Consider the following 25816-nt stretch of genomic DNA (forward strand, 5'->3'; position numbering starts at 1 on the left):
AGATGAAACTAAGGGAGAGAAACGAATGGAGCGTATGAAACGTATGAGCAAACGGAGTACCTTCTTACTTGCTTTGCTGATGTTTGTATTTGCAGCATGGCCAGCGGGTTTGATCCGGGCTGAGGAGAGCACGACCTCCACGGTACAGTGGGACAGTCAAAATCCGACTACATTGAATCTGGGTGGAAGCCCCGCTCAATTAAAAGTGTGGTCATTGACTGAAAAGGGCAAAGAAGATGTTACCCAAAAGGCAGAATGGATCTCTGGGGATTCAAGCATTTTAAAGGTTGATAAGGGGCTCATTACTCCTGTGTCAAAAGGGCAGATTAAGGTTGTTGCCACATATGAGAAGCAAACGGTAAGTACAACGATTACAGTAAAATCGCCTTACAGCAAGCTGCAATTAAATCCGTCTAGTCCCATTAATTTGACGATTGGCGGAGAATCAAAGCAATTGACTGCTCAAGGTGTACTTACTGGAGGTGGGACGGAAAATGTATCCGGTGTCGAATGGACTTCTTCGAATGCGGCTGTTGCTACCGTTGAAGATGGTCTTGTTCGTCCACTTGCCAAAGGCGTGACTTACATTAAGGCAAGCAAAGATGAACTTAAAGCACAAACGATTGTGTATGTGCGTTCTTCTTCTCAGGCGTTAGTATTGAGTGCAACTGGGGCCAAATCGGTCTTTCTGGGTAGCTCCCCAATTCAGGTTAGTGCAACCGATGTCAACCTGACTGGCGGCAAAACAGATGTAACCAACACGGCAGAATGGACTTCCTCTAATCCGCTGGTTGCCACAGTCGAGCAAGGTAAAATCACACCAATGGATGCAGGCAATTCGACGATTACAGCGTCCTATCACGGTTTGAGCAAGACTCTGAAGATTAATGTACTTCCAACGGTTGAAAAACTGGTTTCGAGCAAAGCCAGTCTGACTCTCGAAACAGGAGGCAAAACTTCTCTTCCGAGTATATCTGCTTATTTGGTCAATGGAGCAAAAAAAGCAGTTCAATCCGATGTAAAATGGAGCTTAAGCAGTGAAAGTGCAGTTAAAATAGCAAATGGTAAGCTAGTTGCAGTGAACCCAGGCAGTGCAACATTGACAGCAACGGTAGGTGCACTCAAACTTGATATTCCAGTGACTGTGCAATACAAAGTACTTAAACTAACCGCTTCAGAGAAAAAATACGTATTGGTTGCAGGCCAAGAAGCAAGTATTCCGACAGTAAAAGCACACATGGCTGGTGGCGGAATACTTGATGTTACCAATCAGGTAAGCTGGGTAGGTACAACAGCCGCAGTTACAGTAGCAAATGGTAAAGTAAAAGCGGTGAATGGCGGTAACTCTGGAATCAAGGCTATGTATATGAACAAATATGTGAAAGTACCTGTCATTGTGGAAGGAGCCATTTCTACATTGACATCAAGCTTTTCGAGTGCTGATATGAATTTGAAAGGAAGTAAGTCCATCAAAGTCATCGGTATATATACGGAAGGTAAAAAAGCTACGCTGAGCAGTAAAGTGAAATGGACAACATCGAATGCTTCCGTAGCGATCGTAAAAGGCTCTTCCATTAAAGCCGTTGGAATTGGAAACGCAACGATTACGGGCACATATCAGGATAAGTCGTTTAACGTTGAGATCAAGGTCACACCTAAGCTGCTCAAACTGGTATTGAGCAATAAAAACCTGAAGCTACCTAAAGGTTCCTCTCAAGTGCTTAGTGTGAATGCAGTTTATGATTCAGGTGCAACTACCGATGTGACAAGCTCAGCGGTATGGACATCTTCCAAACCGTCGATCGTACAGGTTACTGGCGGTCAGGTGAAGGCGATTGATACCGGAAGTTCCAGTATCAAAGTAGTTTATGGTGGTAAGACTGTAGCGACATCGGCTAGAGTGTTAAAATAGTCTACGCATATTGCCACATCCACTTATATAAAATAACCCCCGGTCCAAAGACCGGGGGTTATTTTCAGCTTATTCTACGCCGTCCTGATAATGATTTTTCCAGTGCTTATCGCCTTTGTGTGCGAAGTCTTCAACTGTCTTTTCCAAAGTAGCTACCAGTTGGGCTTTAATCTCAGAAATTGTGTCTCGGAACAGTCTTTCTTCTGTACCATTGATTTTTTCACCATATAGAGCCTGAGCGGCTACAAATTGACGATGTTGCTCCACAAAACTGTCAATCGAATGCAATGCATGCTCCACGTATTGGGAAATGCTATGATGCTCGTTAGGCAGTTGCAATTTTAATTCATGAACTCTGTTTAATAATGCCATGATGATCACCTCGTGCGTTTTGTTATGTCAATAATTATACATCATTTTCGGAAAACTTTCATTAAATTTTGATTAAAATGTGACTTTTATTATGTCATGATTGCATTTTCACTGGTGATCAGGCATAATTTTCGGAATTATTTCGTTATTTCCTTTGTGTCGTGATTTTAAAATTTAATATATATGATACGAAGATGATATAAGAGCAAGCTGCGACAGCTGTCTTTCTGACATGTTATAATGGGGAAAAAGCCCAGTCGGAAAGGTTGTCAGTAAGGTATGAAGCTTTTTAAAGGTTTATTTTGGGGGATTCTGATCAGTCTTCTCCTGTGGTGTGCTTTGTTCGGGCTTGTCCACTGGATGTCTCATTAAGTCGCTCCCTGTAATCTTATACAATAACTCTTGCGACCGTATCCACGTCATTAACGGAAATCGTATATACGTGTTCGTCATCGTAGAGCTTGAATTGCTGAGTTTCTTGGTCAGATAGGAGCTTAGGCCAGCCAATTAAGGTACTTCCATTCAGTAACCGGACTACAACGGCTTGCATTTGGCTCACGGCCAGTTTGATCTCATCGTTCATTCGTACAACCTCCTCTCTATACTATTTGTCGTCGAATATTCAACCTTTTTTTATAGTCAGTAAGGGGTTACAAAAAATAAAATCCGGGGATTACCTTAGTTGAAGGTATCTACTGGAATAGCTTGAAGGGAAGAGGGAAATTGAAGAAAAAATTGCTAAGTTTTATAGCTTTAGTGCTGCTAGCTGCGGGCGCGTACTGGTTTGAAGGAGGCAATCTTCTTACGAAAATGACAGGAGAGAACCCGCCTTCATCGGCTCAGGTTACGCTGCAATTCCCGTCAGGTCGTTACCCTGAAACAGCGCAGCATATTAAGGAAGCCATTCAGGCGGGAAAATCACCGGTATGCACAATTGACCGTGAAGGAGCCGAGCAAAATCGCAAGCATTCGCTTGCAGGTGTTCCCACTCGTAAAGGATACGATCGTGACGAATGGCCGATGGCTATGTGCTCAGAAGGTGGCAAAGGTGCAAATATCAAATACATAGCCCCTAAGGATAATCGTGGGGCAGGATCATGGGTCAGTCACCAATTGGATGAGTATGAGGATGGAACTCGTGTGAAATTTGTTGTGAAATAGTGCTATTACTTTTTATTACCTTGGGCTGTTTCCTGTCTGGCCTTAATCAACGCCAGAAAATCAAAAAAATCACCTAGTGTATTGAAGCCGGCACCTAAAATGGCCAAGTCTTCAGCGGATAGTTGGTCAAACCATTCCATTTGCTTAGCATCAAACATATTATCACCGCCAACCATTGATAATGTATAGTATGTACTGACGGCAACGAAGGTCAGGGCTCTGGCATACCATTTAAGTATGCCTGTTTTTTGTGCAGAGGATGTGTAGAACGCATGTTTAAATTTAATTTTTATACTAAAATCGTCTCCATCGTTATTGTATTGCTTATACCTGTGCTGATCCTGTATGTCTATTCTAATCAGACAACGACAGGTGTATTACGTGAGGAGCTGAATCAATCTAATTATAATCAGCTGACTTTTTTTCAAAACCAGGTGAATACGAATATTGAAATGATTTCCTCCTGGCCGCATCTGCTGATTCATGATCCCGATGTAGCCAGTTTTCAAGCGATTTTTTTGAAGGACAAGGTTCTCAATCTGGATGGAATTAACCTGGTCAAACGGATTCAAACCAAGCTTGGGCTTCAGGAAAGCTCTTCTAATTGGAGAACCGGGCTGAGTATCTATTCTCCTTCGCTTGGACGAGTTGTATCGGAGAATGGAGCAGGTTTATATGACCAGAAAAAACTAAATCAGCTGATAAAAGACGGCTGGCAGGTATCCAAAAAAAGATCATACGGGAAAGACCAATTTATATTTTCATTGTATACATTATCCCCGTTTTCTTCGCTTGGTAATCCCGAAACCGCTAACACGATTATTAAAGTTGAATTTGACAGCAGTAATATTCAGGATATGCTTGACCGCTTCAAAGGTGATGGCCGAAAGGAGCCTTTTTATTATAAAAAAGGCGTAGGAGCGATCTATAATCGTACTGCCAATGAAGAGCTGTCTGGACAGCTGATTTCAAAATTAGAAAAAATGGGGCTCCATGAAGTTGATAATCTGACTGTGAAAATTGGAGAAGAAAGCTACCTGGTTCATGCCGTTCTTTCGCAAACGACGGGGTGGTATTTGATTGATTATATGCCTTTGTCCAATATGATGTCTCCGATTTACTCATCGAATCGACTGTTTTATATAACTGTTGTTGGCTCGCTGCTGGTAGGCTTGATTGGCGCTTACTTGCTTCATTCACAGGTACAAGTGCCGATTCTTCAGCTTGTGCGGGCATTTCGGAGACTAAAGGATGGAGACTATGCTGTTCGATTAAGTCTAAGGGGGAGTCACGAGTTTGCTTTCCTGTCTAGTCAATTTAATCTGATGGTCGAACAGATTCAGGAGCTGTTTGAGAAGGTGTATGTTGAGCAGCTACATGTCAAGGAAGCGCGACTAAAGCAGCTCCAGTCACAAATCAATCCGCATTTTTTTTATAATTGTTTTTCGTTTATTACAAGTATGGCGAAGCTGCGCAATCATGAGGCGGTCGTGGCCATGGCTCATAATTTATCCAGGTATTATCGATATACAACCAGACAGGAGCGGGATTTAGTTCCATTGTCAGAGGAAGTCGAATTTGTTCAATATTATTTGAACATACAGCAGATGCGTATGCCAAGGCTAACGTTCTTAATTCATGTTTCTTCACAGGTTAGCAGTCTGCTGATTCCGCCGCTTGTAGTGCAGCCACTGGTGGAAAATGCGGTGCTGCACGGGATAGAGCCTCAAGCGGAGGATGGTGTAATTCATATTTTAACCGAGCGTGTTGGCTCGTATATGTACCTGATTGTGGATGATAACGGACTCGGTTTGAGTAGAGAGGCTATAACTGCCCTGACATCAACGCTTGACAAGCCTGTGGAAGAGGAACATGGATATGGTCTATGGAATGTGCATCAACGTATGCGATTACATTTTGGAGAAGATGCAGGACTGGAATTCTCTTTGTCTCCATTGGGAGGATTGCGTGCAGTTTTAAAATGGTCGATCTCAACAGAAGGAGAGCATGCGAATGGTTTAATTGGGCCTTCGCCAAATTCGAATATAGTTAAAACGGAGGGACCAGATGGTTCAGATATTACTAGTAGATGATGAGAGTTATGTAACAGAAAGTCTGGCAGCTACCATTCCGTGGGAGACGCTAGGCATCGAGAGGGTTCATCAAGCGGCTTCCGCATTAGCAGCAGTGGATGTGCTGGAAGCGTACGATATTGATATTCTGGTTACGGATATTCGTATGCCTGGTATGACGGGACTGGAGTTGATTGTTGAAGTAAACGAGCGATGGCCACATATCCGGAGTTTGTTACTGACAGGCTATGCCGATTTTGAATATGCTAAAAAAGCGCTCCAGCTTAAGGCTTTTGATTACATTTTAAAGCCGGTAGATGATGATGAGTTTATCAAATGTGTGTCAGCCGCCATGGATTCGCTAAAGGAAGAATGGGAAGCATTTGACAAGGTTCATCAATTACAATATAGCCGCAGAAACGATTTTGGTGTACTGCGGACCCATTTGATGCATGATTTGCTACTCGGGCGTGATTTACCAGTACCAAAAATAGAGAGCAAAATGTCCGAGTACGAAATCAAGCTACGCACGGGACATCCTGCCAGTATGCTGCTTATTCAGCTAGGAAAGCATTTTTCTGATATGGACTATCATTCAGTCTCCTTAATTGAGTATGCGATTGGAAATATTGCCGAAGAAGTGTTCGCACCTGATTTTCACGTTTGGCATTGCAAAGCGCCGCATGACTGCTTAATTGTATTAATAGAAGGAAATTGGAATTCATTCCCTGAACGGAGCGCGGATGAGCAGAATCGTTTTTTGAGTGCGGCGATTGAGACCTTTCGAAAAAATGTGAGCAATTACTTGAAAGGGGAAATTTACGTTGCATTAACCGGATGGTTTAAGTTTCCAGAGGAACTACCTAAGCTATATCAGACAGCGATTAGATCCTTATACTGGAACCATCAGGAGGAGACGGATACACTGCTATTCATAGAAGAACAGACAGAACAGCCACACAGCTCAGTTAAGTCACTGGAGGGGCTTTATATGCACCCAACGCTTACTCATCTGCTTGAATCCAGGCAATGGGACGAGGCCGAAGCGAAAGTGAGCCGTGTATTTGGAAAAATGGAAGAGGTGGGATATACACGCGAGCATTTATATGAGCTGTTTATTTCGGTGACGAGCGCCTTTATGTATACAGCGCACAAACAAGGACGTTTCATTACGCAGATGGATCAAGTAGGCTTCGATCCGTTACATGCGCAGAAAATGGTTCATTCGTTCCCCCACCTCAAAGAGTGGATATTTTCCATGATGAACAAACTTAAATCTGAATGGTCCGCAAGCGAGCAAAGCGCTAAAAGCTATGTGGTCAAGCAGGTTCAGGAGCTCATCTCCCAGGATAAAGGCCAGGAGCTGTCTGTTAAGACGATTGCTGATCAGGTTTATCTTCATCCAGTCTATCTGTCTAAAATTTATAAAGCTGAAACCGGAGAAGGTCTGGGTGACTATATTATCCGAATGAGAATGGAGCGGGCTCTTTATTTGCTCAAATATTCCAACAAAAAAATATACGAAATTACGACAGAACTAGGCTACCAGAATCCCCAATATTTCAGTAAGATGTTCAAAAAGCATTACGGAATGACTCCGCATGAATTTCGGGACCAGTAAAGATGGGACCAGTAAGGACGAAACCAGCAAAGATCAGTTGGGAAAGGTGCAGAAATATTTATTTTGTGACATAGGCTGTGAAGAAAAGCCCTCTTATAATAAAAGAGTAGATAATGATTTTTAGAGGGGGAACAATATGCGAGTTCATTCGAAGAAAAAGCTGTTGTCGTTGCTCGCCGCAACTATGGTATTAGGAGTGGGCCTTGTGGGCTGCTCAGGTACGGGGAATGATGGAAATGCGGACAGCACAGCTAAAACTGAAAACGTATACAAAGAAAAATACAATCCAGAAGTCACAATTTCCACGGTATGGGGTGTAGATCCCGCCTTAAAATTTAAAAATGGTGAATCTATCGAAAATAACATTGCGACCAAATGGGCTAAAGAGAAATTCGGTATTAATATCAAATCACTCTGGTCCGTCACGGATACGAATGGCGCATTTGCTACAAAGCTGCGTTTGGCTATGTCCTCCGGTCAGGAGATGCCGGACGTCGTTGTACTGGGGACGGAGAATGAGCAACTGGCACAAGACATGATCGATTCTGGTATGTTTGCAGAGGTGGGTCCGTTGTTTGACAAGTACGCTTCGGATTCCTGGAAGCAGGCGATGAATCAGGATACAAACGTATGGAATCAGTATAGCAGAGATGGTAAGAAAATGGGTATTCCTGTGCTTGATTTTGCCTATAACCATGATTATGTATTGTGGGTACGACAAGATTGGTTGGATAAGCTGGGTATGAAGGCTCCAGAGACGATGGATGATCTGGAGAAAGTGATGGATGCCTTTAAAAATAAAAATCCGGACGGACTGGCTCCGAACAAAGTGATTCCGCTCAGCATCGGTTTCAAAACATCCATGAACACTTGGATGGGTGACCCATCCTGGATTTTCGGGGCATATGGCACTCTACCTCAGCAGTGGAACAAAGGCACAAATGGCAGTTTGGAATATGGCTCCGTGCAGCCTGGCATGAAGCCGGGTTTGCAAAAGCTGAGCGAGTGGCTCAAAAAGGGATATATTCCTCAGGAAGCAGCATTGTGGGATGAAAATAAAACGGCAGAACCTACAGTCGCAGGAACAGCCGGTATGATTCCTGGACCATATTGGATGAGCGGCTGGCCGCTTCAGGATACAGTCAAAAATGCGCCGGGTGCCGTGTGGAAGCCGATCAAGATTCCAGCGGGTCCTGACAACAAAGCTATGCGTCACGGAACGCAATACACCAATGGTGTTGTACTCATCAACAAACAAATGCAGCATCCTGAAGCTTTTTTCACTTATCAAAATTATTTGTTTGACCATTATGCTAATGCCAAACCGGACGGCGATTTGTCGAATGGGCTGTTTAAGGGCTACGATTATGATTTGGATGCGGGCGGAAAGCTAATGTCTATCGATAAAATACCAGGCGGTTATGTAAACTCTATTCGTTATTTGCTGGTTCGTGATGGTGCGCGTATACCTGATGCCCAAATGAAGGCTTTGTTAAGTTTGGCTAACGGCGCAGAACCGAAGACCCGTCTGGAGAAAGATGTAATGGTGAACTACGGGAAAGATACTCCCGCAGCTGCCAAAGTGCTTATGGAACAGAAGGATATCTCCATGAAAGATCTGTTCACGGGCCCTACTACGCCAACTATGAAGGCTAAAAAGGACTATCTGGATAAGATTGAAAGTCAGACCTTCAATGAAATTATTTATGGCAAGCAGCCGATCTCTGCTTTTGATACCTTTGTGCAAACGTGGAAAACAGCTGGTGGCGAACAAATTACAAATGAAGTAAACGAATGGTATAAAAGCGTCGAAAAGTAAAAACCAATGATGTTGTAACAGAGTAGGAAGGCTGTCCCGAGGTGGGCAGCCTTTTTACTACAGCTTCACCCGTATCGAGTGAAAATGAATGCGCTATCATGGTGTATTAAAAAAAGTTTTATTCGTTTGGCGAGCTTAAAAAATGATTGCTTTTGTGCCATGTATGTTGGTTTTTTGAACTGTTGGGACAGCGAAAACGCTTTTATAATTGAAGTATACCATGAGAGTTACAGGAGGAACTGCAATGAGAAGTCTGCAACGTACGTGGCCATTTCATATCATGCTGCTGCCAGCCATCATTTTCTTAATTGTATTCAGCTACATTCCGATGGGCGGCATCGTGATGGCCTTTCAAAATTACAAACCTTGGCTAGGCATAACGGGTTCCGAGTGGGTTGGACTGGATAACTTCCGCTTTTTGTTTCAACGGGAGGACAGTCTTCAAGTCGTCTGGAATACGCTAATTATTGCTGTGTTAAAGATGTTTTTCAATCTGGTGGTTCCGTTTGTTTTTGCTATACTGCTGAATGAAATTCGCAAGGTTGGACTTCAGCGATCCATTCAAACACTGGTTTATCTGCCACACTTTCTGTCGTGGGTCATCTTGGGCGGAATTCTGATTGACCTATTGGCTACAGATGGATTTATGAACCGTATTCTCGGTAGTATCGGGATACAGCCTATCTTTTTTCTGGGAGATAACAACTGGTTTCGGTTTACTGTCATTGTATCGGATATATGGAAGGAGTTCGGCTACAACACCATTGTATTTCTCGCTGCACTGGCGGGTATTAATCCTTCGTTGTATGAGGCTTCTGAAATGGATGGAGCAAGCCGCTGGAGACAGACGCTACACATCACTGTACCTTCGTTAATTCCGATGGTAGTCGTTGTTGGAACGCTTGCACTTGGCAATGTACTGAACGCCGGTTTTGACCAGATTTTCAACCTTTATAATCCGCTGGTTTACCAAAAAGGCGATATTATTGATACATTCGTCTACCGGACAGCGTTAATCAATGGGGAAATGGGCTTTGCCACTGCTATCGGGTTGTTCAAATCCGTTATCAGTATGATTCTCATTCTGATATCTTATCGACTTGCTTACAAATGGGCAGGTTACCGCATATTTTGATTCCACGAGGCTGAAAGAGGGAGAGTCATGTATCATAAAACAACGCCATACCGCATTTTTAATGTGTTTAATATTTGCTTGCTTGTGATGTTGTCCATCATGTGTATCGTTCCGTTGATTCATGTGTTAGCGGTATCATTTAGTGCTAAATCAGCTGCAGATGCCAATCTGGTTGGACTGTGGCCGGTACAATTTTCATTAGAAGCCTATAAGAAGACGATGAATAACCCGATTTTTCTGCACTCCATCTGGATTTCTGTCTGTCGGACTGTATTGGGAACCGGCTTAACACTGCTTATTACCTTTTTAGCTGCTTATCCACTTTCAAAGGAAACATCTGTGTTCCGTAGCCGAAACGTATATTCATGGTTGTTCGTATTCAGCATGATTTTTAACGGTGGTCTGGTTCCATTCTATATGGTTATTCAAAAGATCCACCTCATGGACAGCTTCTGGGTACTTGTTTTGCCAGGAGCGGTCAACACATTTCTGGTCATCCTTATGTTGAACTTTTTTAGAGGAATTCCCAAAGAGATGGAAGAGGCCGCATTGATCGACGGAGCAGGACATTTTCGGACATTGTTTAGTATCTTTTTACCGATATCCATGCCTTCCATTGCGACGATTGCGCTGTTTAGTATGGTATTTCATTGGAACTCCTGGTTTGACGGTCTGCTCTATTTGAGCAATGCAAAGGATTATCCACTGGCGACGTTCCTGCAAACTGTAATTATTCAGAAGGACATGAGTTCCATGAGCATGAGTCCCAAAGAGATGGAATTACTTTCTCAAACGACGGTTAATGCAGCGCAGATTTTCATTGGTGCAGCGCCTATTCTAATTGTATATCCATTTTTACAAAAGTATTTTGTTAAAGGCATGACGCTAGGTTCCGTCAAAGAGTAATAGAATTCATAGAAGGAGATGATTTGTAGTGACGAATCAAAACATAATCAAGTACCCTCCCATTAGTGAGCGAGTTCCACGTATGCTGCATGGAGCGGACTATAACCCGGAGCAATGGCAGCATTACCCTGAGGTGTTAGCGGAGGATATCCGTCTAATGAAACTAGCCAAATGTAACGTGATGTCTGTCGGCATTTTCTCATGGGTTTCATTGGAGCCTGAGGAAGGTGTATTTACATTTGAGTGGCTGGACCGTATTCTGGATTCGTTTGCTGAGAACGAAATTTATGCGTTTTTGGCCACTCCGAGTGGAGCAAGACCAGCCTGGATGTCACAAAAATATCCTGAGGTGCTGCGTGTGGAGGCTAACCGTGTCCGTAATCTGCATGGGTTTCGCCATAATCACTGTTCTACGTCACCTGTTTACCGGGAAAAAGTGCGTATCATGAACACGAAGCTGGCTGAGCGTTATGCTAACCATCCTGCTGTTATTGGCTGGCACATTTCCAATGAATTTGGTGGAGATTGCCACTGTGATTATTGTCAGGAGGCATTTCGCGCTTGGGTCCAGGATAAATACGGTACGCTGGACAAACTCAATCACGCATGGTGGACGACCTTTTGGAGTCATACAGTTACAGATTGGAGCCAAATTGAGTCTCCGGCACCTCATGGTGAGACACAGGTCCATGCTATGAATTTGGACTGGAGACGGTTTGTGACCGATCAGACCGCAGATTTTATCAAACATGAGATTGTGCCGCTCAAGGCTGCCAATCCAGCTATTCCAGTCACAACCAATTTAATGGAGTTTTTTGAAGGATTGAATTACTGGAAGTTTGCTGATCTGCTCGATGTTATATCCTGGGATAGTTACCCGACGTGGCATGACCGTGAGGGAGATGATAGCCGTCAAGCTGCGAAAGTGGCTATGATGCACGATATTATTCGTTCAATCAAGGGAGGCAAGCCTTGGATGCTCATGGAGAGTACGCCGAGTTTGACGAACTGGCAAGACGTTAGCAAGCTGAAGCGGCCGGGAATGCATCTGCTATCGTCTTTACAGGCTGTGGCACACGGGTCAGACACCGTTCAATATTTTCAGTGGCGGAAAAGCCGCGGTTCGAGTGAAAAGCTGCATGGTGCGGTTGTCGATCATGTCGGACATGAGCACACTCGGGTATTCGGGGATGTGACCCATGTCGGTAATGCGCTGGAAAAACTGGAGGAGGTTATCGGTACAACTGTACCGGCGGAGGCCGCAGTCATTTTTGACTGGGAGAACCGTTGGGGAATCAACGATTCACAGGGACCGCGGAACAAAGGTGTGAAATATGAGGAGACAGCTGAAGCGCATTATTTGGCACTTTGGGAGCAGGGTGTGCCTGTAGATGTCATTCATATGGATGCAGATTTCTCCAAATACAAACTTTTGGTAGCTCCGATGTTGTATATGGTCCGCAGTGGTGTGGGGGAGCGTATACAGAAATTTGTTGAAAATGGCGGCGTTTTCGTAGCAACCTATTGGTCTGGTATCGTAGATGAACATGATTTGTGCTTCCTTGGAGGCTTTCCGGGCCCGCTTCGTAAGACGCTGGGGATCTGGTCGGAAGAGATTGACGGATTGCATGATCATGATCGTAATCACATTTTGCCGGTTGAAGGCAATGAGCTGGATCTGCAAGGGGAGTATGAAGCTGTAGAATTGTGTGATCTCATTCATACGGAGGGTGCAGAGGTACTGGCTGTGTACGGCTCAGACTTTTATGCAGGCCGTCCGGCTTTGACGGTGAACCGTTTGGGACAGGGAAAGGCTTATTACATCGCATCACGCAACATCGGACTATTCCACAGTCATTTTTACAGAAGTTTAATTGATGATGCAGGAATCAGTAAAGCGCTCAATGTGAAGTTGCCTCATGGAGTGAATACGGCGATTCGTACCGATGGGGTTCATGATTATATTTTTATACTGAATTTCACGCATGAGCCGCAAAAGATTACGTTGGATGGACGAACTTATGCGGATATGCTTGAAAATCATGCGATAGAAGACGGTAGCGTTCAATTGGATGCCTACGCTGTTAAGGTTTTAAAGACAGAGCGCAATAAATAGAACATGATATTAAAGTGTGATCTCTATCGTTTTCCCGAGTGAGGGAGCTGGTAGATTGGTCAGAGGCAATGAGGAGTATACAATTTGAATGGAGGATGTACTTATGAAAACAGGTAACCGCATTATGGTATTTGCGATGTTGATCTTGTTATCCAGCTTATTGTATCCGTTGGGCTCTGTGGGGTTGGGTGCGGCTTCGGCCGCCCCTGCTTTCGCCAAAGGAGCAGATATAAGCTGGGTAGCAGGAATGGAAGCGCAAGGTATGACTTGGAAGGATAAAAAGGGTGTTCGTCGGGATATACTGCAAATTTTGCGGGATGACTATCAGATCAACTCGGTACGTATCCGTGTGTGGGTAAACCCTGACATGAAAGATTATGCAAGCGGATACATGAATGCCGAAAAGGCAGCAGAACTGGCACAGCGAGCTAAAAAATTGGGCATGAGCGTGATGCTGACTCTACATTATAGTGATTCCTGGGCAGATCCAGGGCAACAGAACAAACCTTATGCGTGGCGCAATTTCACATTTACACAACTTATGGATGCAGTCTGGTCTCATACGGTCTATGTTATGAACACGATGAAAAGCAAGGGGGTAATACCGGACTGGGTGCAGATCGGTAATGAGACGAACAATGGAATGCTCTGGGAAGACGGCAAAGCTTCGGTGAACATGAAAAACTATGCCTGGCTCGTCAATACAGGTAATAATGCTGTAAAATCGGTTAGCAGCAGTACTAAAACGATCGTACATTTAGCCAACGGGGATAACGGTTCCGTGTTGAACTGGAATATCGGTGGGCTGATTGATAATGGAGCTCAGTTTGATCTCATCGGGCTGTCTCTGTATCCGTCTCCTTCTGACTGGCAGGGGAAGGTGGACCAGACGATTGCCAATGCCAATAACCTCATTGCCAAATACGGCAAAGGCATTGTCATCAGTGAAATCGGAATGGAATATAACGAACCTGCTGCTTCCAAGGCATTTATTTCTGCAATCAAAACAAAGGTTCGGAACATTGGAGGCGGCAAGGGTATAGGGGTATTTTATTGGGAGCCGGCTGCAACTCCAGGTTATAATCAAGGTTATAACAAAGGTGCTTGGCAGGCTGACGGTAAACCAACCTCAGCTTTGGAAGGGTTTATAAATTAAGAAGTATGTAAGAGTATATCAAAGAACCTCTAGTTCGCTTCTATGCAAACTAGAGGTTCTTTATTGTTATCTTGAGTTACTTGGAAGTTATAAAATTAGGCTTCCCGGTTCACCTTGAAGAACGAAATGAGCTCTTCCAGCTCCCCGGACATCAATGTAAGCTTGTCAGAAGCTTGGACAATAGAAGCCATAGACTCAGCCTGTTCTCCAATGGTATGCTCGATTTGTTTGCTGCTGTCGACTGTTTTGCTAACTGTCGAAGACAGCTCGTCAGAGGTAGCTGACATTTCCTGCGTGCTGGCTGAAATCTGCTCCGTCGCGCTGGATACCTCTTGAATTTGTGACGACACTTTATTAGACGCATCTAAAATTTCAGAGAACATTTCGCCTGTTTGCTTCGTAACTTCTAGCCCAATGTGAACTTCTTTTGTACCAAGGCTGATGCCTTTTACAGTCTGCTCAATTTCTTTTTGGATTTCTTCAATAAGCTCTGCAATTTGTTTGGCAGACTCTTGAGACTGTTCAGCCAAATTACGCACTTCTCCTGCTACTACTGCAAAACCTTTGCCTTCTTCACCGACTCTGGCAGCTTCAATAGAAGCGTTCAGTGCAAGCAGATTCGTTTGACTGGCAATGCCTGTAATGATGCTGACGATATTGCTGATTTCGTTAGAACGGTTCTGCAGCGCATTAACGGAATCAGCTGTACTTTCCATTGTAGTGGAGATGGAGTCCATTTGAGCGGAAAGCTTTTGGGCTACCTGATTGCCCTCAACGGAGCGTTTTTCCATAGAATAAGCTTGATCGGCTACGGAAGAGGAGCTTTCGGCAATCGTTTGGATAACTGTCGACATTTCATTCATAGCTCTGGAGCTTTCAAGTGCTGCGTGATCCTGAGCTTCAAGCCCCTGGGTTATTTCCTGAATATTGCTGTTAATGACGTTCGTATTCGTACTGTTTTTCTCGCTAATGCTTAACAATTCCTGGGCAGATCCCGTAACTTCTTGCGTCGTATCCTGTACTTTCACCATGGTATCGTTAAGGCGTTTGATCATAGAATTAAATTTTTGATTGATAATGCCAAGGTCGTCCTCGCCTGTCTTGATTTTTACATTCAGATTCCCCTCGCTGACTTCTTCAATGCCCTTCATCAGGCTACGAATCGGGGAGAGGGTACGTTTTACCAGTAAATATTGGACCGTTAAGAAGATCGCAAGGAACAGAATGAGCAATGAAACACCATATACAAGCAATTTATGAAGTCCGTTAGGTACAGAGCTCGCGTCTACGTCAAAGTATATCGCACTTGTGATTTTACCGCTTTCATCTGTAATTGGGTAAACAATGGTCGTCCATGTGCCAAAATCGTCAGTATAAAAGCTGCTAAACGCTGAGTCTTTAGATTGAAGCATTTTATTTACACCTTGAACATTTTCGTCTGGAAGAGTATACATATCCCCAATGTTCATCTTTGAGTCTTGGAAAGCTTGGACTAAATTTGTAGGAACGCCAATAATGGAGGTTTGATTTCCTTCTGTTAGTTCTGTGCCAAATATGTAAGCTTGGGCAACATTAGGATAAAATGTGTGGATAGAATCTAGGAATTTGCGTAAATCCTGTTGAGCAGAACCGTTATAATCTTTTTCGCTTAATGCTTGTTGTACTTTTGTTTTGTCAACATCTTCTGCCCATTTTTTAGTCAATACTTTAACTTGGTCTTGCAGCTGCGTGGTGAGAATGTTCTTTTGAAGTATATAGCTGGATGTGATGAGAATAGCACCTATTAATACGATGTTAAGAAAAGAGATTAATAGATTTTTACCAAAAAAGGACATAGTTCTCCACTTCAAGTTTTTCACGTTTTCTTCTCCTTTGAATTAGCAATTTAGTTTCATATACAACCTACCCCATATATATTTCGACAATTTGCTTTCTAAATGTTAGGTATTTATTAAAAGGGAGAGTAGAAGGTTATTCAAAAAGAACGGCGGCCCCTAGTGAATGAAACGATGGGACCGCCGCTTGTCGGCAAAACTGGATTTTATGTTGTTTTTCCAACTCAATTCTTACTAAATCACTTTATTGTTCGAACAATATTTAAAAAATAAGATAAATGAGAGCAAACGGGTATGCTTTATACCTATAAATACCTGGATTGCATTGAGGGTTCTTAAGTTTCTGTCCCTATAAAAGAAGTGAAATGAGTAAGGGTAGTGAAATGAGCGATAAGACCGAGCTAATAACAAATGCAGATGCAGCTTCCGTTTCCAGTGTTTCATAACGGGTAGCAATCATAGCGGCCACAGCCGAGCCGGGAAAAGCGACAAGCAGTACGGCTTTGGTTACATCTTCATGGGATAGTCCTATTAGAACAGCAATACCGAGCATAACAATAGGCATCACGATGGCTTTCAGCACAGCGATGCTAAGTGCTTTTGGACTGAACGTAATCTTTTTGATACCAATGGTTACCCCGATGGCAAATAGGGCTGTACCAGCAGTAATATTGCCGATTTGATCAAACATGGATTGCAAAAGTTTCGGAGCGTGGAATCCACATAGAGTCAATACGACACCAAACAAGGGTACGCAGGCAAGCGGCTCGCTGAGTCCATGAAGGACTGATTTCATAGTGACTTTAAATAAGTTGCCTTTAGTGCCGTCGGATTCTGTTGTTTTGCGCTGACCGACCGTTCCCAAAATACTTGCAAGCGGATCAAGAATGGCATTAACGACGATCCCAGTAATCGCAATCGGGATGGCGACTGCCGTACTTCCGAACAAGCTGCCCAGAACCGGAATTCCCATGAATGCAAAAGAAGGTTGTGTCGAATTCAATGCGAACATGGAGGATTCAGTCAGGCCTTTTTTGGCAATTAAGCGATAAACAATGAGCAATACAATATAAAAGCCGATTACACCAAGTAGCAAAGCCACAAGAAAGGGCCACTTTTGAATCAACGTCTCTCTGGGTGTCGTCGTAATACCAATAAACAAGTGTGCAGGTAGAGCAAACTTCGTCACAAGTGTATTTAATCCCTTAGAAGAAGCAGGGTTAAAGGCCTTGAACAATCCTGCGAAATAACCAATTAAAATGACAAAGAAAATAGGAATTAAGATAATAAAAATATGACCTGTAGCCATGATGTCGCCTCCAATGAAGATGTCCGCCAAAAATGGCGGACATCAATTAAATAATCACTTTGCATATGCAAGTACAAATTTGATGTTGTTCGCTATTTTTTAAACCAGGACGGCTTCCTGACCATATTGTTTGATGGGTTTATATTTGCAGTCCCACATCGCATCTCGAACCGCTTGTGCGATATCGTCCGGTTGATGACGCGCTACTCCATCCTGAACTGCTGCCTTAGCTACAGCCACGGCTACCGCTTCAGATACTTCTCGTAGCTCATTGATTTTTGGCAGCAGGGAAGCACCAGGCTGCGACAAATCAACCATTTGAGCTACTGCATGGGCAGCTGCTGCAAACATGCTATCTGTTATAATTTTGGATTTTACCACGATTGCGCCGAGACCCAGACCCGGGAATACGAAAGCATTGTTGGATTGCCCAATTTCAAACTTAATATTGTTATAGATCACCGGCTCGAAAGGACTTCCTGTTGCAATGAGGGCTTTTCCTTCGGTCCAGTGGATCAAATCTTGCGGAGTTGCTTCTGCCAGTGGAGTCGGGTTGGACATAGGCATAATAATAGGACGTTCTGTATGCTTGGCCATTTCTTTAACGATTTCCTCACTGAATGCCCCAGTAACACCGGAAGTACCGATCATAATCGTCGGTTTCACGCGGCGAATGACTTCAAGCAAAGGGATTTTGCCATCCTCAGCATGTTCCCAGTCACGGCATTCTGCAACATCACGCACATAAGGGACCTGGAATGGAAAAAGTCCTTCTGTTTCGTTGGTGAGCAGGCCGCGGTAATCATAAGCCCAGAAGTTACGTCTTGCTTCTGCTTCTGACAGTCCTTCCAGCATCATGGCAGCGCTAATTTGGTCTGCATTGCCGATTCCGGCAGCTCCTGGACCAAAGACTAGCACCCGATGCTTGCTCAGTGGGATTCCGGACAATTGAACACCAGACATCACACCTGCGAGCGTAACCGCTCCAGTACCTTGAATATCGTCATTGAAAGTCAGAATACTATTTCCGTATTTATTGATAATGTTCCGTGCGTTGACATTGCCCAGATCTTCCCAGTGCAGCAGGGCATTCGGGAAAAAGGAAAGTGCAGCTTGAACATAAGTGTCAATAAATTGGTCATATTGTTCTCCACGTACACGTTTATGACGATTCCCCATGTATAAAGGATCTTCCAATAGCTTCTCGTTGTTTGTACCTGCATCAAGAACAACTGCCAGCACCCGGCTAGGATCTATACCAGCAGCAGCTGTATACACAGCAAGCTTACCAATAGAGATATTAATACCTCCGACTCCCCAGTCCCCGATTCCCAAAATACTCTCGGAATCTGTGGCTACGATCAGGTCGATATCATCAGGGTCTAGGTTCAAATTCTTAAAAGCCTCTCCAATACCCGCAAGATTATCGATAGATAAATACATACCACCAGGCTTGTGATATTCATGACTGTATTCCTGTATAGCCTGGCCTACTGTTGGTGTATAAACAATCGGGAGCATTTCGCTTAGGTGCTCAGAGAGCAAACGATAATAAAGAACGGTATTCCGATTAAAAAGATCATTTAACGCAACATTTTTACGCAAATTATCCGGTTGGCTCTGAAATTGCTCGTAAACCCGCTGAACCTGCTCCTCAATAGTTAATATCGTAGGAGGAAGGAGACCATCAAGTCCAAGCTGTTTCCGTTCTTCCAGGGTAAAAGCCACTCCTTTATTTAGCAGGGGGTTGGCAAGTAGATCTTTTCCGGTTAATTTAGTTTCGATAGATCCGTCTTCCGTAAAATGAAAAGCACGCATTTTCAATTCCTTCTTTCTAAAAAATTACATTTTGTTAATCCTTGAACAATTCGTGAACAAGTATACGCCTTATTTTAAACCAAGTGAACAAGTATGTTGTGTGAAAAATGGTTATATAAGTGTTTACATAAGAAAAATTATGAAAATGAAAGCGATTTTCAATGTTTTTTGAATGAAAATTTCATTTTATTTTCATAATATTTTCGGAAAATATTGATTTAATGTGATAATTATCATAGTTTTATAGGTGTGATTCGATTGAATGCGCATGAAAAATAGCTTAACTTCATTTTATATAAACGAAGTTAAGCTATTTTTTTGGCTATAGGGATGGTTGAGGGACAATTCAATGCTTCGCAGCTCTATGTTTAATGAACATCAGGCATTTAATTCTCCGATGCGCTTGACGGCTTCATCAGTAACTGTAGCAGAGCGTCGCATCCAGCTGTTACGCCATTTCAATTGCATTATGATGACGAGGGTAAAGGCACAGAACGTGATTAGGCTCAGAGAGATGAAGCCTGGCATATAGGAACCCGTTAATTTGTACAGATGACCCAGTATAAGGGGAAGAAAGTACCCGCCTATGCCACCAGCAGCGCCGACGATACCGGTCATGAGCCCGATTTCGTTGCCGAACCGCTGCGGAACGAGCTGGAATACGGAGCCGTTGCCAGCGCCAAGGCACATCATGCCTACGAACAGCAGCACAACTACCACGGCAAGTGGCGGTAAAAACGCAATGCCGGCGAGCATAATCCCGGCTCCTGCATACAAGTACATTAACATGCGTGAACCACCAATCCGGTCGGACAAAAAGCCACCTACAGGACGAAAGAAGCTTCCGGCAATCACACAAATGGTCGCAAAATCGGCGGCATGTACCGCGGAGAGGCCATATTGGGTATTGAAGAAAATAGTCAAATAATTAGAAAGGCCAACGAATCCACCAAACGTCACGCAGTAAAAGGCACAGAATACCCAGGCATCCCTCTGTTTGAGCACCGAAGCATATTGCGACAGACTTTTTGGTGCTGGGCGGTGAGGGCTGTTGCGGGCAAAAATACTGAACAGAACGAAGACGGTTAAGATGGGGAGGATGGCCAATCCGAAAACGGCTTCCCAACTGCCAAAATGTTGAGCAATGCGGTTGGCGAACAATGTCGCAAGGACGGTACCGCTATTCCCGGCACCAGCAATTCCCATAGCCAAGCCTTGATGCTCTTTGGGGTACCATTGACTGGCCAACGGCAGCGCAGCTGCAAATGATGCTCCGGCTACGCCCAGGAGTAGGGCAACAACGTACATGTGCTCTAGCGAATCAACCCACAGCCAGCCGAGCAAGAGAGGGATTATCGTGACAAGCATACCAATCTGTCCCGTGAGCTTCGGACCGATATAATCCGACATGAATCCGAGCACGAGCCGCAGCAGGGAACCACCAAGTATAGGTAGGGCGACAAGATTGGCTTTTTGTACAGGGTCCATTGGATAATCATTAGCAATTACAACGGCCAATGGGCCGATCATTCCCCAGATCATAAAACTGATATCAAAATACAGAAAGGAGCCAAATAGGGTGGGCTTGTGTCCGCTTTTCCAGAAACTTTTTTTGTTCATTCTCCATCTCTCCTGTTCTAATTGTTGTTCTTTGTCTGCAAAATGTAATTTGAACATGAAAAAGCCGCAAATCGCCCCTACATGGTATCTAGGAAACGGTTTGCGGCCTCATTGCCGTGGTTGACACACCTCATTGTGAGTCGACTTGGTATGATCACGTTGGAGTGATTTTAATCAAATTATAAAAAGGGATCTGTTTTATGTCAATATACATAACACAAAAACGTAAAAAATTAAATATAAGGTGAAAATATAGCTCTCATGTATTAAATATTGACATAACCTTCACAATTCAGTAATCTTAGATACATATCGGCACAACGATGTGCCGACATTTACGGCAACGGTGCCCTTTTCCATGGAATGGAGAAGGGCTTTTTCTGTCTTATTTTATTCGGAGAATGGGGCTGGTTTAATATGATGAAAAAACTGGTCGTCGTCGGTAACGGTATGGCAGGCATTAAATGTGTGGAGGAAATACTTGATCTGGAGCCAGAGCGGTTCCAAATCACGATATTTGGTGCAGAGCCCCGTCCCGGGTACAACCGAGTGCTCCTGTCCAAAATGCTTCAGGAGGAGAGCTCATTTAAGCACATCGTTACCCATGACTGGGACTGGTATGAAGAGAACGGGGTAAAGTTGTACGCGGGTGAACGCGTCTGTCGTATTGATGTTGCAGCCGGGATGGTGGTAACGGAATCCGGCATCAAAGAACCTTATGACATGCTCATATTGGCAACGGGCTCATTGCCTTTCATGCCGCCCATTCCCGGAGCTCGAAAACAGGGGGTAATCGCTTTTCGTGATGTGAATGATTGTGAAACTATGGCAAGATATGCCAAAACATACCGTAAGGCGACAGTTATCGGAGGGGGGCTGTTAGGACTTGAAGCCGCTCAAGGCTTGCTGAATCTAGGGATGGAAACTGAGGTTGTTCATAATGCGCAGTATCTTATGAACCGTCAGCTTGATCGGACGGCGGCTGTGCTTCTGCAGCGAAAGCTGGAACAACAGGGCATGAGGTTTCATTTGGCGAAGGAAACGGTCAACATCATAGGCCGAAACAGGGCGCAAGGATTGATATTTGCGGACGGGAACAGGTTGGAAACGGATTTGGTTGTGCTGGCGGTTGGTATCCGACCGAATATCGAATTAGCTCAGGACAGCGGTCTGACCGTAAACCGTGCCATTGTCGTGGATGATTATATGCGCACGAGTATTCCCGGTATTTATGCCGTCGGCGAATGTGCTGAGCATCGCGGGATTTCATACGGGCTAGTGGCGCCGCTATATGAGCAGGGCAAAGTGCTGGCAAAAGTTATTTGTGGTCGTGAAACGGCTCCCTATGAAGGGACGGTTCCGTATGCGCAGCTCAAGGTAGCGGGGATTCATCTATTTTCCGTAGGAGACATTCGCGAAGAGGGAAGCGAGATAGCGGTCATGGAGTATAACGGGATGCAGGAGGTTTACAAAAAAGTGATGATGCATGCCGGTGCTGTCACTGGTGCCATTTTATTCGGAGATACGGCGGAAAGTAACTCCCTGCTCGGTATGGTACGGCGCGGCGCGTTGGCTACAGAGCTTGCATCCCAGGATAACAGCGAGAGCAGAGCAGAGGATGCGGTAGCCGCACTGCCGGAAGAGGAGATGGTATGTGCATGCAACGGCGTAAGTAAGGGGGCTATTTTGCGAGCGATTGCCACGGATAAGCTGAAGACGGTGGAAGAAGTGAAAAGCCGGACCAAAGCATCCGGTTCCTGTGGGGGCTGTCGGCCGCTGGTGGCTGCACTGGTCAAAAATAGTTTGTCCCGATCGACAGTTTCCGGGCCTGTAGTTACTCCGACCGCCCAAGAAGTTGTCCCTGTGTGTGGATGTACGCACTACGATCATGATTCGCTTAAGACAGCTATGGTGGACGCAGCCTGTCAGACACCAAAGGAAATAGTGTCCCGTCTCGGTTGGACCAGACAGCAGGGGTGTGAATTATGTCGTCCGGCTGTACTTTATTATTTGGAATCTCTCGGGTTGCGCGACAGATCTGCGACAAATCCATTAAGTTCTGGTGTTGCGGTTCAGGTCGCCGAGCAGTGCGGAGGAGAAGCGCCTTCTGCGGGTCTGTGCTTTACGAACCTAAATGCTGAGAATCAGGCTTTTGTTGAGTCGGACCTGATGGATCAGGCATTTGTAGAAGTAGCCTGGCTAAGAGAGCGGTTGGCAACTTTATGGGGAAGTCTCGCATTGCCCTCGTTGGTTACAGTTTCTGTTTGCCCTGGATCGGATTATCCAGGAGGTGTACTTGTCCACGATATTGGAATATCCCGATCTCCAGCAGGCTGGGAGGTTTATGCCGGTGGTCATGCTGAGCATCCGGTTCGCCAGGGGCAGCTGCTTGGATTGGAGGAGGACCCGACAGAAGCGGTCCTGCTGGCTGCAGTTTGCTTGCGAATATACCGACATAGTGCCCGGTACGGGGAGAAAATGTGGGAGTGGATTGAAAGGACTGGTGTTATGGCGCTACGGGAAAGTGTGCTTGATGCTGCTCTTCGAAGTGAACTGGCGGGCAGCCTACGGACCACAATGCTGACAGGATGACGGGTTGAGTTGGAGTTGTGGCGATATATCTAGCGTGTGTAGACAATAAAATCACGAAAAATGGCGAAGGGGAGGTGACTTTGATGTGTCAGTCAGGAGAAAGCAAACCGGAAGCTGGGCTACATGTATCGTCAGTAATGGATACGCAGTGCCCGTTTTGCAGCGTGCAATGTAAGATGACCGTTAGCACGGGTACAGAGACACTCGCGGGTATCATCCGTACAGTGTATAAGGCGGAAGGGAAGCCTAATGCAGCCTCGCAGGGTAGGCTGTGCATCAAGGGAATGAATGCGCATCAGCATGCGACTCATGCGGAAAGGCTGGTACAGCCTCTCATACGCAAAGAGGGCAAACTTGTTCCCGTCAAGTGGGAGGAGGCATTGGATACTATAGCTAGCAGTTTCTCTACGCTACTGTCCACACAGGGTGCCGATGCAATCGGAATTTACGGTGGAGGTTCACTCTCCAATGAAACGGCCTATTTACTCGGTAAATTTGCAAGAGTGGCTGTAGGTACGCGATATATCGATTATAACGGGCGCTTCTGCATGTCGGCAGCGGCATCCGCTGGTAGTAAAGTGTTTGGCGTTGATCGCGGACTGACCTGCAGATTGGCTGATATTCCATTAGCTCGTTGTATTGTACTCACAGGTACAAATATCGCTGAATGCCAGCCGACGTTAATGCCTTATTTTCACGAGGCGAAGGAAAACGGCGCGTTTATCATCGTGATTGACCCGCGCGCGACACCAACGGCGGCGGCCGCCGATTTGCACCTGCAAATCAAGCCGGGTACGGATGCTGTGCTGGCCAATGCCATGCTAAAGGTCATTGTGGATGAAGGATTTGCGAATGAAGAGTTTATCCGCAAGCGGACCAACGCCTATGACCAGCTGTTGACTCATTTGAAGGGTGTGGATCTGAGCGAATCGGCTGCGTTGTGCGGAATTGAGGTAGAAATGATCCGGCAGGCAGCACGTGCCTTTGGCGGTGTGGAGACTGGCATCGTTTTTACGGCCAGAGGTGTCGAACAGCAGACAGATGGACATATGGCGGTGCGTGCATTTCTTAATCTGGTGCTGGCCACTGGCAAGATAGGAAGGGAAGGATGCGGTTATGGGGCTATCACAGGACAAGGAAACGGGCAAGGGGGGAGAGAGCACGGCCAAAAGGCTGACCAGCTTCCTGGCTACAGATCGATTGAGAATGAAGAAGATCGATTCTATGTGGCGTCCGTGTGGGGAGTTGAACCAAGCAGTTTGCCGGGAAAAGGGGTGTCCGCCTATGAAATGATGGAGCTTGTTCATCAGCGAGAAATCCAAGCTCTGTTCGTGATGGGCTCTAATCCTGTTGTATCTAACCCGAATGTCCGGCTGGTGGAGGAAGCCCTCAAAAAGCTGAATCTGCTGGTTGTGGCGGATATGTTTCTCACTGAAACCGCACGGATGGCCGACGTTGTTTTACCTGTGACGTCTTATTTGGAGAATACGGGGACGATGACCAATCTGGAGGGCCGCGTTCTGCTGCGGGAAGCGGCGAGGCCTGCACCGGGCGAGGCTAGAGATGACTGGAACATTTTGTGTCAGTTGGCTGCAAAGCTAAACAAGGGCAGCTATTTCTCTTACAGGGATGCTGAGCATATCTTTGAAGAACTGCGGCTCGCCAGCCGGGGCGGTCCTGCCGATTATTATGGGATCACATATGACAGGCTACGTCGTGAAGAAGGAGTATATTGGCCATGCCCGTCTACGGACAGAGCCGGTATGGATATGATGTTTCGGGAAACCTTTGCCCATTCCGATCAAAAGGCTGTTTTTACGGTGGTTGAAAGCTGTGGAGCGGGAGAGGAGATATCAGAGGAGTACCCGCTTATTTTGACGAACGGCCGTGTACTGGCTCATTATTTGACCGGTGCACAAACGCGCAGAAGTCCGTCGCTGGCCGCGCGAGAGATTGAAAATTATGTGGAAATTCATCCGCGGACAGCGCGACGCTGGCATATCAGGGACGGGGAGTGGGTAGAAATAGCATCACAGCGCGGCAACTTCACTGTCCGCAGCCGAATCAAACCACATATCCGCGAAGACACGCTCTTCGTACCCATGCATTGGGGCGGGATACAAAATGTAAATCGGGCGACCCGACCCGATCTTGATCCGTTCTGCCGGATGCCTGGCTTCAAAACGGCAGCTGTACGTATTCGTCCCCTTCATCTGGCTGCAGTTGCAACAAGTGCAGATAATGGGGAATGGTCTGAGTTCTAGAGTAGGACGGAGTAAGTGACTTTTTCATTGCATAAAAGACCAGCCCTCATTGTATGAATGAGGGCTGGCCTTTTTGGATTGGACAGTTAATGGCCTGCAATCACAGAC

18 protein-coding genes are annotated in these 25816 nt (G+C 45.2%); 11 read left to right on the forward strand and 7 right to left on the reverse strand.

Going from position 1 to position 25816, the window contains the following annotated elements:
* Positions 1-25: 25 nt before the first annotated feature.
* A complete protein-coding gene (locus ACUYLD_RS06190) occupies positions 26-1912 on the forward strand; it encodes an Ig-like domain-containing protein (RefSeq protein ID WP_446674626.1) in 1887 nt (628 codons plus the stop codon).
* A gap of 69 nt (positions 1913-1981) precedes the next feature.
* Here ACUYLD_RS06190 and ACUYLD_RS06195 read toward each other — a convergent pair whose 3' ends face one another.
* Positions 1982-2284 (reverse strand): hypothetical protein, encoded by a 303-nt coding sequence (locus tag ACUYLD_RS06195; RefSeq protein WP_061828458.1) that lies wholly within the window; start codon positions 2282-2284, stop codon positions 1982-1984.
* 388 nt (positions 2285-2672) lie between these two features.
* Positions 2673-2867, reverse strand: coding sequence for a hypothetical protein (locus ACUYLD_RS06200; RefSeq protein ID WP_061828457.1), 195 nt, complete (start codon positions 2865-2867; stop codon positions 2673-2675).
* 140 nt (positions 2868-3007) lie between these two features.
* On the opposite strand from ACUYLD_RS06200, the gene ACUYLD_RS06205 reads away from it, so the two are divergent.
* Complete coding sequence (locus tag ACUYLD_RS06205; RefSeq protein WP_302057298.1) at positions 3008-3445, forward strand: NucA/NucB deoxyribonuclease domain-containing protein; 438 nt, start codon at positions 3008-3010, stop codon at positions 3443-3445.
* A 5-nt stretch (positions 3446-3450) separates the two neighbouring features.
* On the opposite strand, the gene ACUYLD_RS06210 is transcribed toward ACUYLD_RS06205, so the two are convergent.
* Positions 3451-3603, reverse strand: a complete 153-nt coding sequence (locus ACUYLD_RS06210) for a hypothetical protein (protein ID WP_172828254.1) — start codon at positions 3601-3603, stop codon at positions 3451-3453.
* A 114-nt stretch (positions 3604-3717) separates the two neighbouring features.
* Here ACUYLD_RS06210 and ACUYLD_RS06215 point away from each other — a divergent pair, with 114 nt between their 5' ends.
* From ACUYLD_RS06215 to ACUYLD_RS06245, 7 genes are all read left to right on the forward strand, one after another.
* The gene (locus ACUYLD_RS06215; protein ID WP_446674627.1) at positions 3718-5538 is read left to right on the forward strand and encodes a sensor histidine kinase; all 1821 of its coding nucleotides are present in this window, start codon (positions 3718-3720) and stop codon (positions 5536-5538) included.
* Complete coding sequence (locus ACUYLD_RS06220) at positions 5513-7138, forward strand: response regulator transcription factor (protein ID WP_446674628.1); 1626 nt, start codon at positions 5513-5515, stop codon at positions 7136-7138. Before ACUYLD_RS06215 ends, ACUYLD_RS06220 begins: the two co-directional genes overlap by 26 nt.
* A 136-nt stretch (positions 7139-7274) precedes the next feature.
* A complete protein-coding gene (locus ACUYLD_RS06225) occupies positions 7275-8957 on the forward strand; it encodes an extracellular solute-binding protein (RefSeq protein ID WP_254350007.1) in 1683 nt (560 codons plus the stop codon).
* 244 nt (positions 8958-9201) lie between these two features.
* The gene (locus tag ACUYLD_RS06230) at positions 9202-10092 is read left to right on the forward strand and encodes an ABC transporter permease (RefSeq protein WP_069289908.1); all 891 of its coding nucleotides are present in this window, start codon (positions 9202-9204) and stop codon (positions 10090-10092) included.
* Between the two features lie 27 nt (positions 10093-10119).
* Positions 10120-10998 carry a carbohydrate ABC transporter permease gene (locus ACUYLD_RS06235; protein ID WP_029517680.1) on the forward strand — a complete coding sequence of 293 codons (879 nt, stop codon included), beginning with the start codon at positions 10120-10122 and terminating at the stop codon, positions 10996-10998.
* A 28-nt stretch (positions 10999-11026) separates the two neighbouring features.
* A complete protein-coding gene (locus tag ACUYLD_RS06240; protein WP_446674629.1) occupies positions 11027-13114 on the forward strand; it encodes a beta-galactosidase in 2088 nt (695 codons plus the stop codon).
* A 103-nt stretch (positions 13115-13217) separates the two neighbouring features.
* Complete coding sequence (locus tag ACUYLD_RS06245) at positions 13218-14270, forward strand: glycoside hydrolase family 53 protein (protein WP_446674630.1); 1053 nt, start codon at positions 13218-13220, stop codon at positions 14268-14270.
* A gap of 95 nt (positions 14271-14365) precedes the next feature.
* Here the strand turns inward: ACUYLD_RS06245 and ACUYLD_RS06250 are convergent, their stop codons facing one another.
* The 4 genes from ACUYLD_RS06250 to ACUYLD_RS06265 all read right to left on the reverse strand — a co-directional run bounded on the left by ACUYLD_RS06250 (position 14366) and on the right by ACUYLD_RS06265 (position 20852).
* The gene (locus ACUYLD_RS06250; protein ID WP_061828450.1) at positions 14366-16129 is read right to left on the reverse strand and encodes a methyl-accepting chemotaxis protein; all 1764 of its coding nucleotides are present in this window, start codon (positions 16127-16129) and stop codon (positions 14366-14368) included.
* A gap of 325 nt (positions 16130-16454) precedes the next feature.
* Positions 16455-17414: an AEC family transporter gene (locus ACUYLD_RS06255; protein ID WP_254350004.1), complete on the reverse strand. Its 960-nt coding sequence runs from the start codon at positions 17412-17414 to the stop codon at positions 16455-16457.
* 99 nt (positions 17415-17513) lie between these two features.
* Positions 17514-19232 carry an NAD-dependent malic enzyme gene (locus tag ACUYLD_RS06260; RefSeq protein WP_023989354.1) on the reverse strand — a complete coding sequence of 573 codons (1719 nt, stop codon included), beginning with the start codon at positions 19230-19232 and terminating at the stop codon, positions 17514-17516.
* Between the two features lie 378 nt (positions 19233-19610).
* Positions 19611-20852, reverse strand: coding sequence for a nitrate/nitrite transporter (locus tag ACUYLD_RS06265; protein ID WP_069289905.1), 1242 nt, complete (start codon positions 20850-20852; stop codon positions 19611-19613).
* Positions 20853-21269: 417 nt separating this feature from the next.
* Here ACUYLD_RS06265 and nirB point away from each other — a divergent pair, with 417 nt between their 5' ends.
* On the forward strand, positions 21270-23444 hold the full coding sequence (gene nirB, locus ACUYLD_RS06270) for a nitrite reductase large subunit NirB (protein WP_446674631.1): 2175 nt from the start codon (positions 21270-21272) through the stop codon (positions 23442-23444).
* A gap of 83 nt (positions 23445-23527) precedes the next feature.
* The gene (nasC, locus tag ACUYLD_RS06275) at positions 23528-25708 is read left to right on the forward strand and encodes an assimilatory nitrate reductase catalytic subunit NasC (protein ID WP_446674632.1); all 2181 of its coding nucleotides are present in this window, start codon (positions 23528-23530) and stop codon (positions 25706-25708) included.
* Positions 25709-25816 lie beyond the last annotated feature (108 nt).

This window comes from Paenibacillus sp. SER-28 (assembly GCF_052906305.1).

Excerpts from the sequence above, each read along its gene's own strand:
- ACUYLD_RS06235 (WP_029517680.1), top strand. The coding sequence starts at position 10,120 with ATGTATCATAAAACAACGCCATACCGCATTTTTAATGTGTTTAATATT.
- ACUYLD_RS06225 (WP_254350007.1), top strand. The coding sequence starts at position 7,275 with ATGCGAGTTCATTCGAAGAAAAAGCTGTTGTCGTTGCTCGCCGCAACT.
- ACUYLD_RS06210 (WP_172828254.1), bottom strand. The coding sequence starts at position 3,603 with ATGTTTGATGCTAAGCAAATGGAATGGTTTGACCAACTATCCGCTGAA.
- nasC (WP_446674632.1), top strand. The coding sequence starts at position 23,528 with ATGTGTCAGTCAGGAGAAAGCAAACCGGAAGCTGGGCTACATGTATCG.
- nirB (WP_446674631.1), top strand. The coding sequence starts at position 21,270 with ATGATGAAAAAACTGGTCGTCGTCGGTAACGGTATGGCAGGCATTAAA.
- ACUYLD_RS06260 (WP_023989354.1), bottom strand. The coding sequence starts at position 19,232 with ATGCGTGCTTTTCATTTTACGGAAGACGGATCTATCGAAACTAAATTA.
- ACUYLD_RS06190 (WP_446674626.1), top strand. The coding sequence starts at position 26 with ATGGAGCGTATGAAACGTATGAGCAAACGGAGTACCTTCTTACTTGCT.
- ACUYLD_RS06230 (WP_069289908.1), top strand. The coding sequence starts at position 9,202 with ATGAGAAGTCTGCAACGTACGTGGCCATTTCATATCATGCTGCTGCCA.
- ACUYLD_RS06200 (WP_061828457.1), bottom strand. The coding sequence starts at position 2,867 with ATGAACGATGAGATCAAACTGGCCGTGAGCCAAATGCAAGCCGTTGTA.
- ACUYLD_RS06215 (WP_446674627.1), top strand. The coding sequence starts at position 3,718 with ATGTTTAAATTTAATTTTTATACTAAAATCGTCTCCATCGTTATTGTA.
- ACUYLD_RS06195 (WP_061828458.1), bottom strand. The coding sequence starts at position 2,284 with ATGGCATTATTAAACAGAGTTCATGAATTAAAATTGCAACTGCCTAAC.
- ACUYLD_RS06265 (WP_069289905.1), bottom strand. The coding sequence starts at position 20,852 with ATGAACAAAAAAAGTTTCTGGAAAAGCGGACACAAGCCCACCCTATTT.
- ACUYLD_RS06220 (WP_446674628.1), top strand. The coding sequence starts at position 5,513 with ATGGTTCAGATATTACTAGTAGATGATGAGAGTTATGTAACAGAAAGT.
- ACUYLD_RS06255 (WP_254350004.1), bottom strand. The coding sequence starts at position 17,414 with ATGGCTACAGGTCATATTTTTATTATCTTAATTCCTATTTTCTTTGTC.
- ACUYLD_RS06245 (WP_446674630.1), top strand. The coding sequence starts at position 13,218 with ATGAAAACAGGTAACCGCATTATGGTATTTGCGATGTTGATCTTGTTA.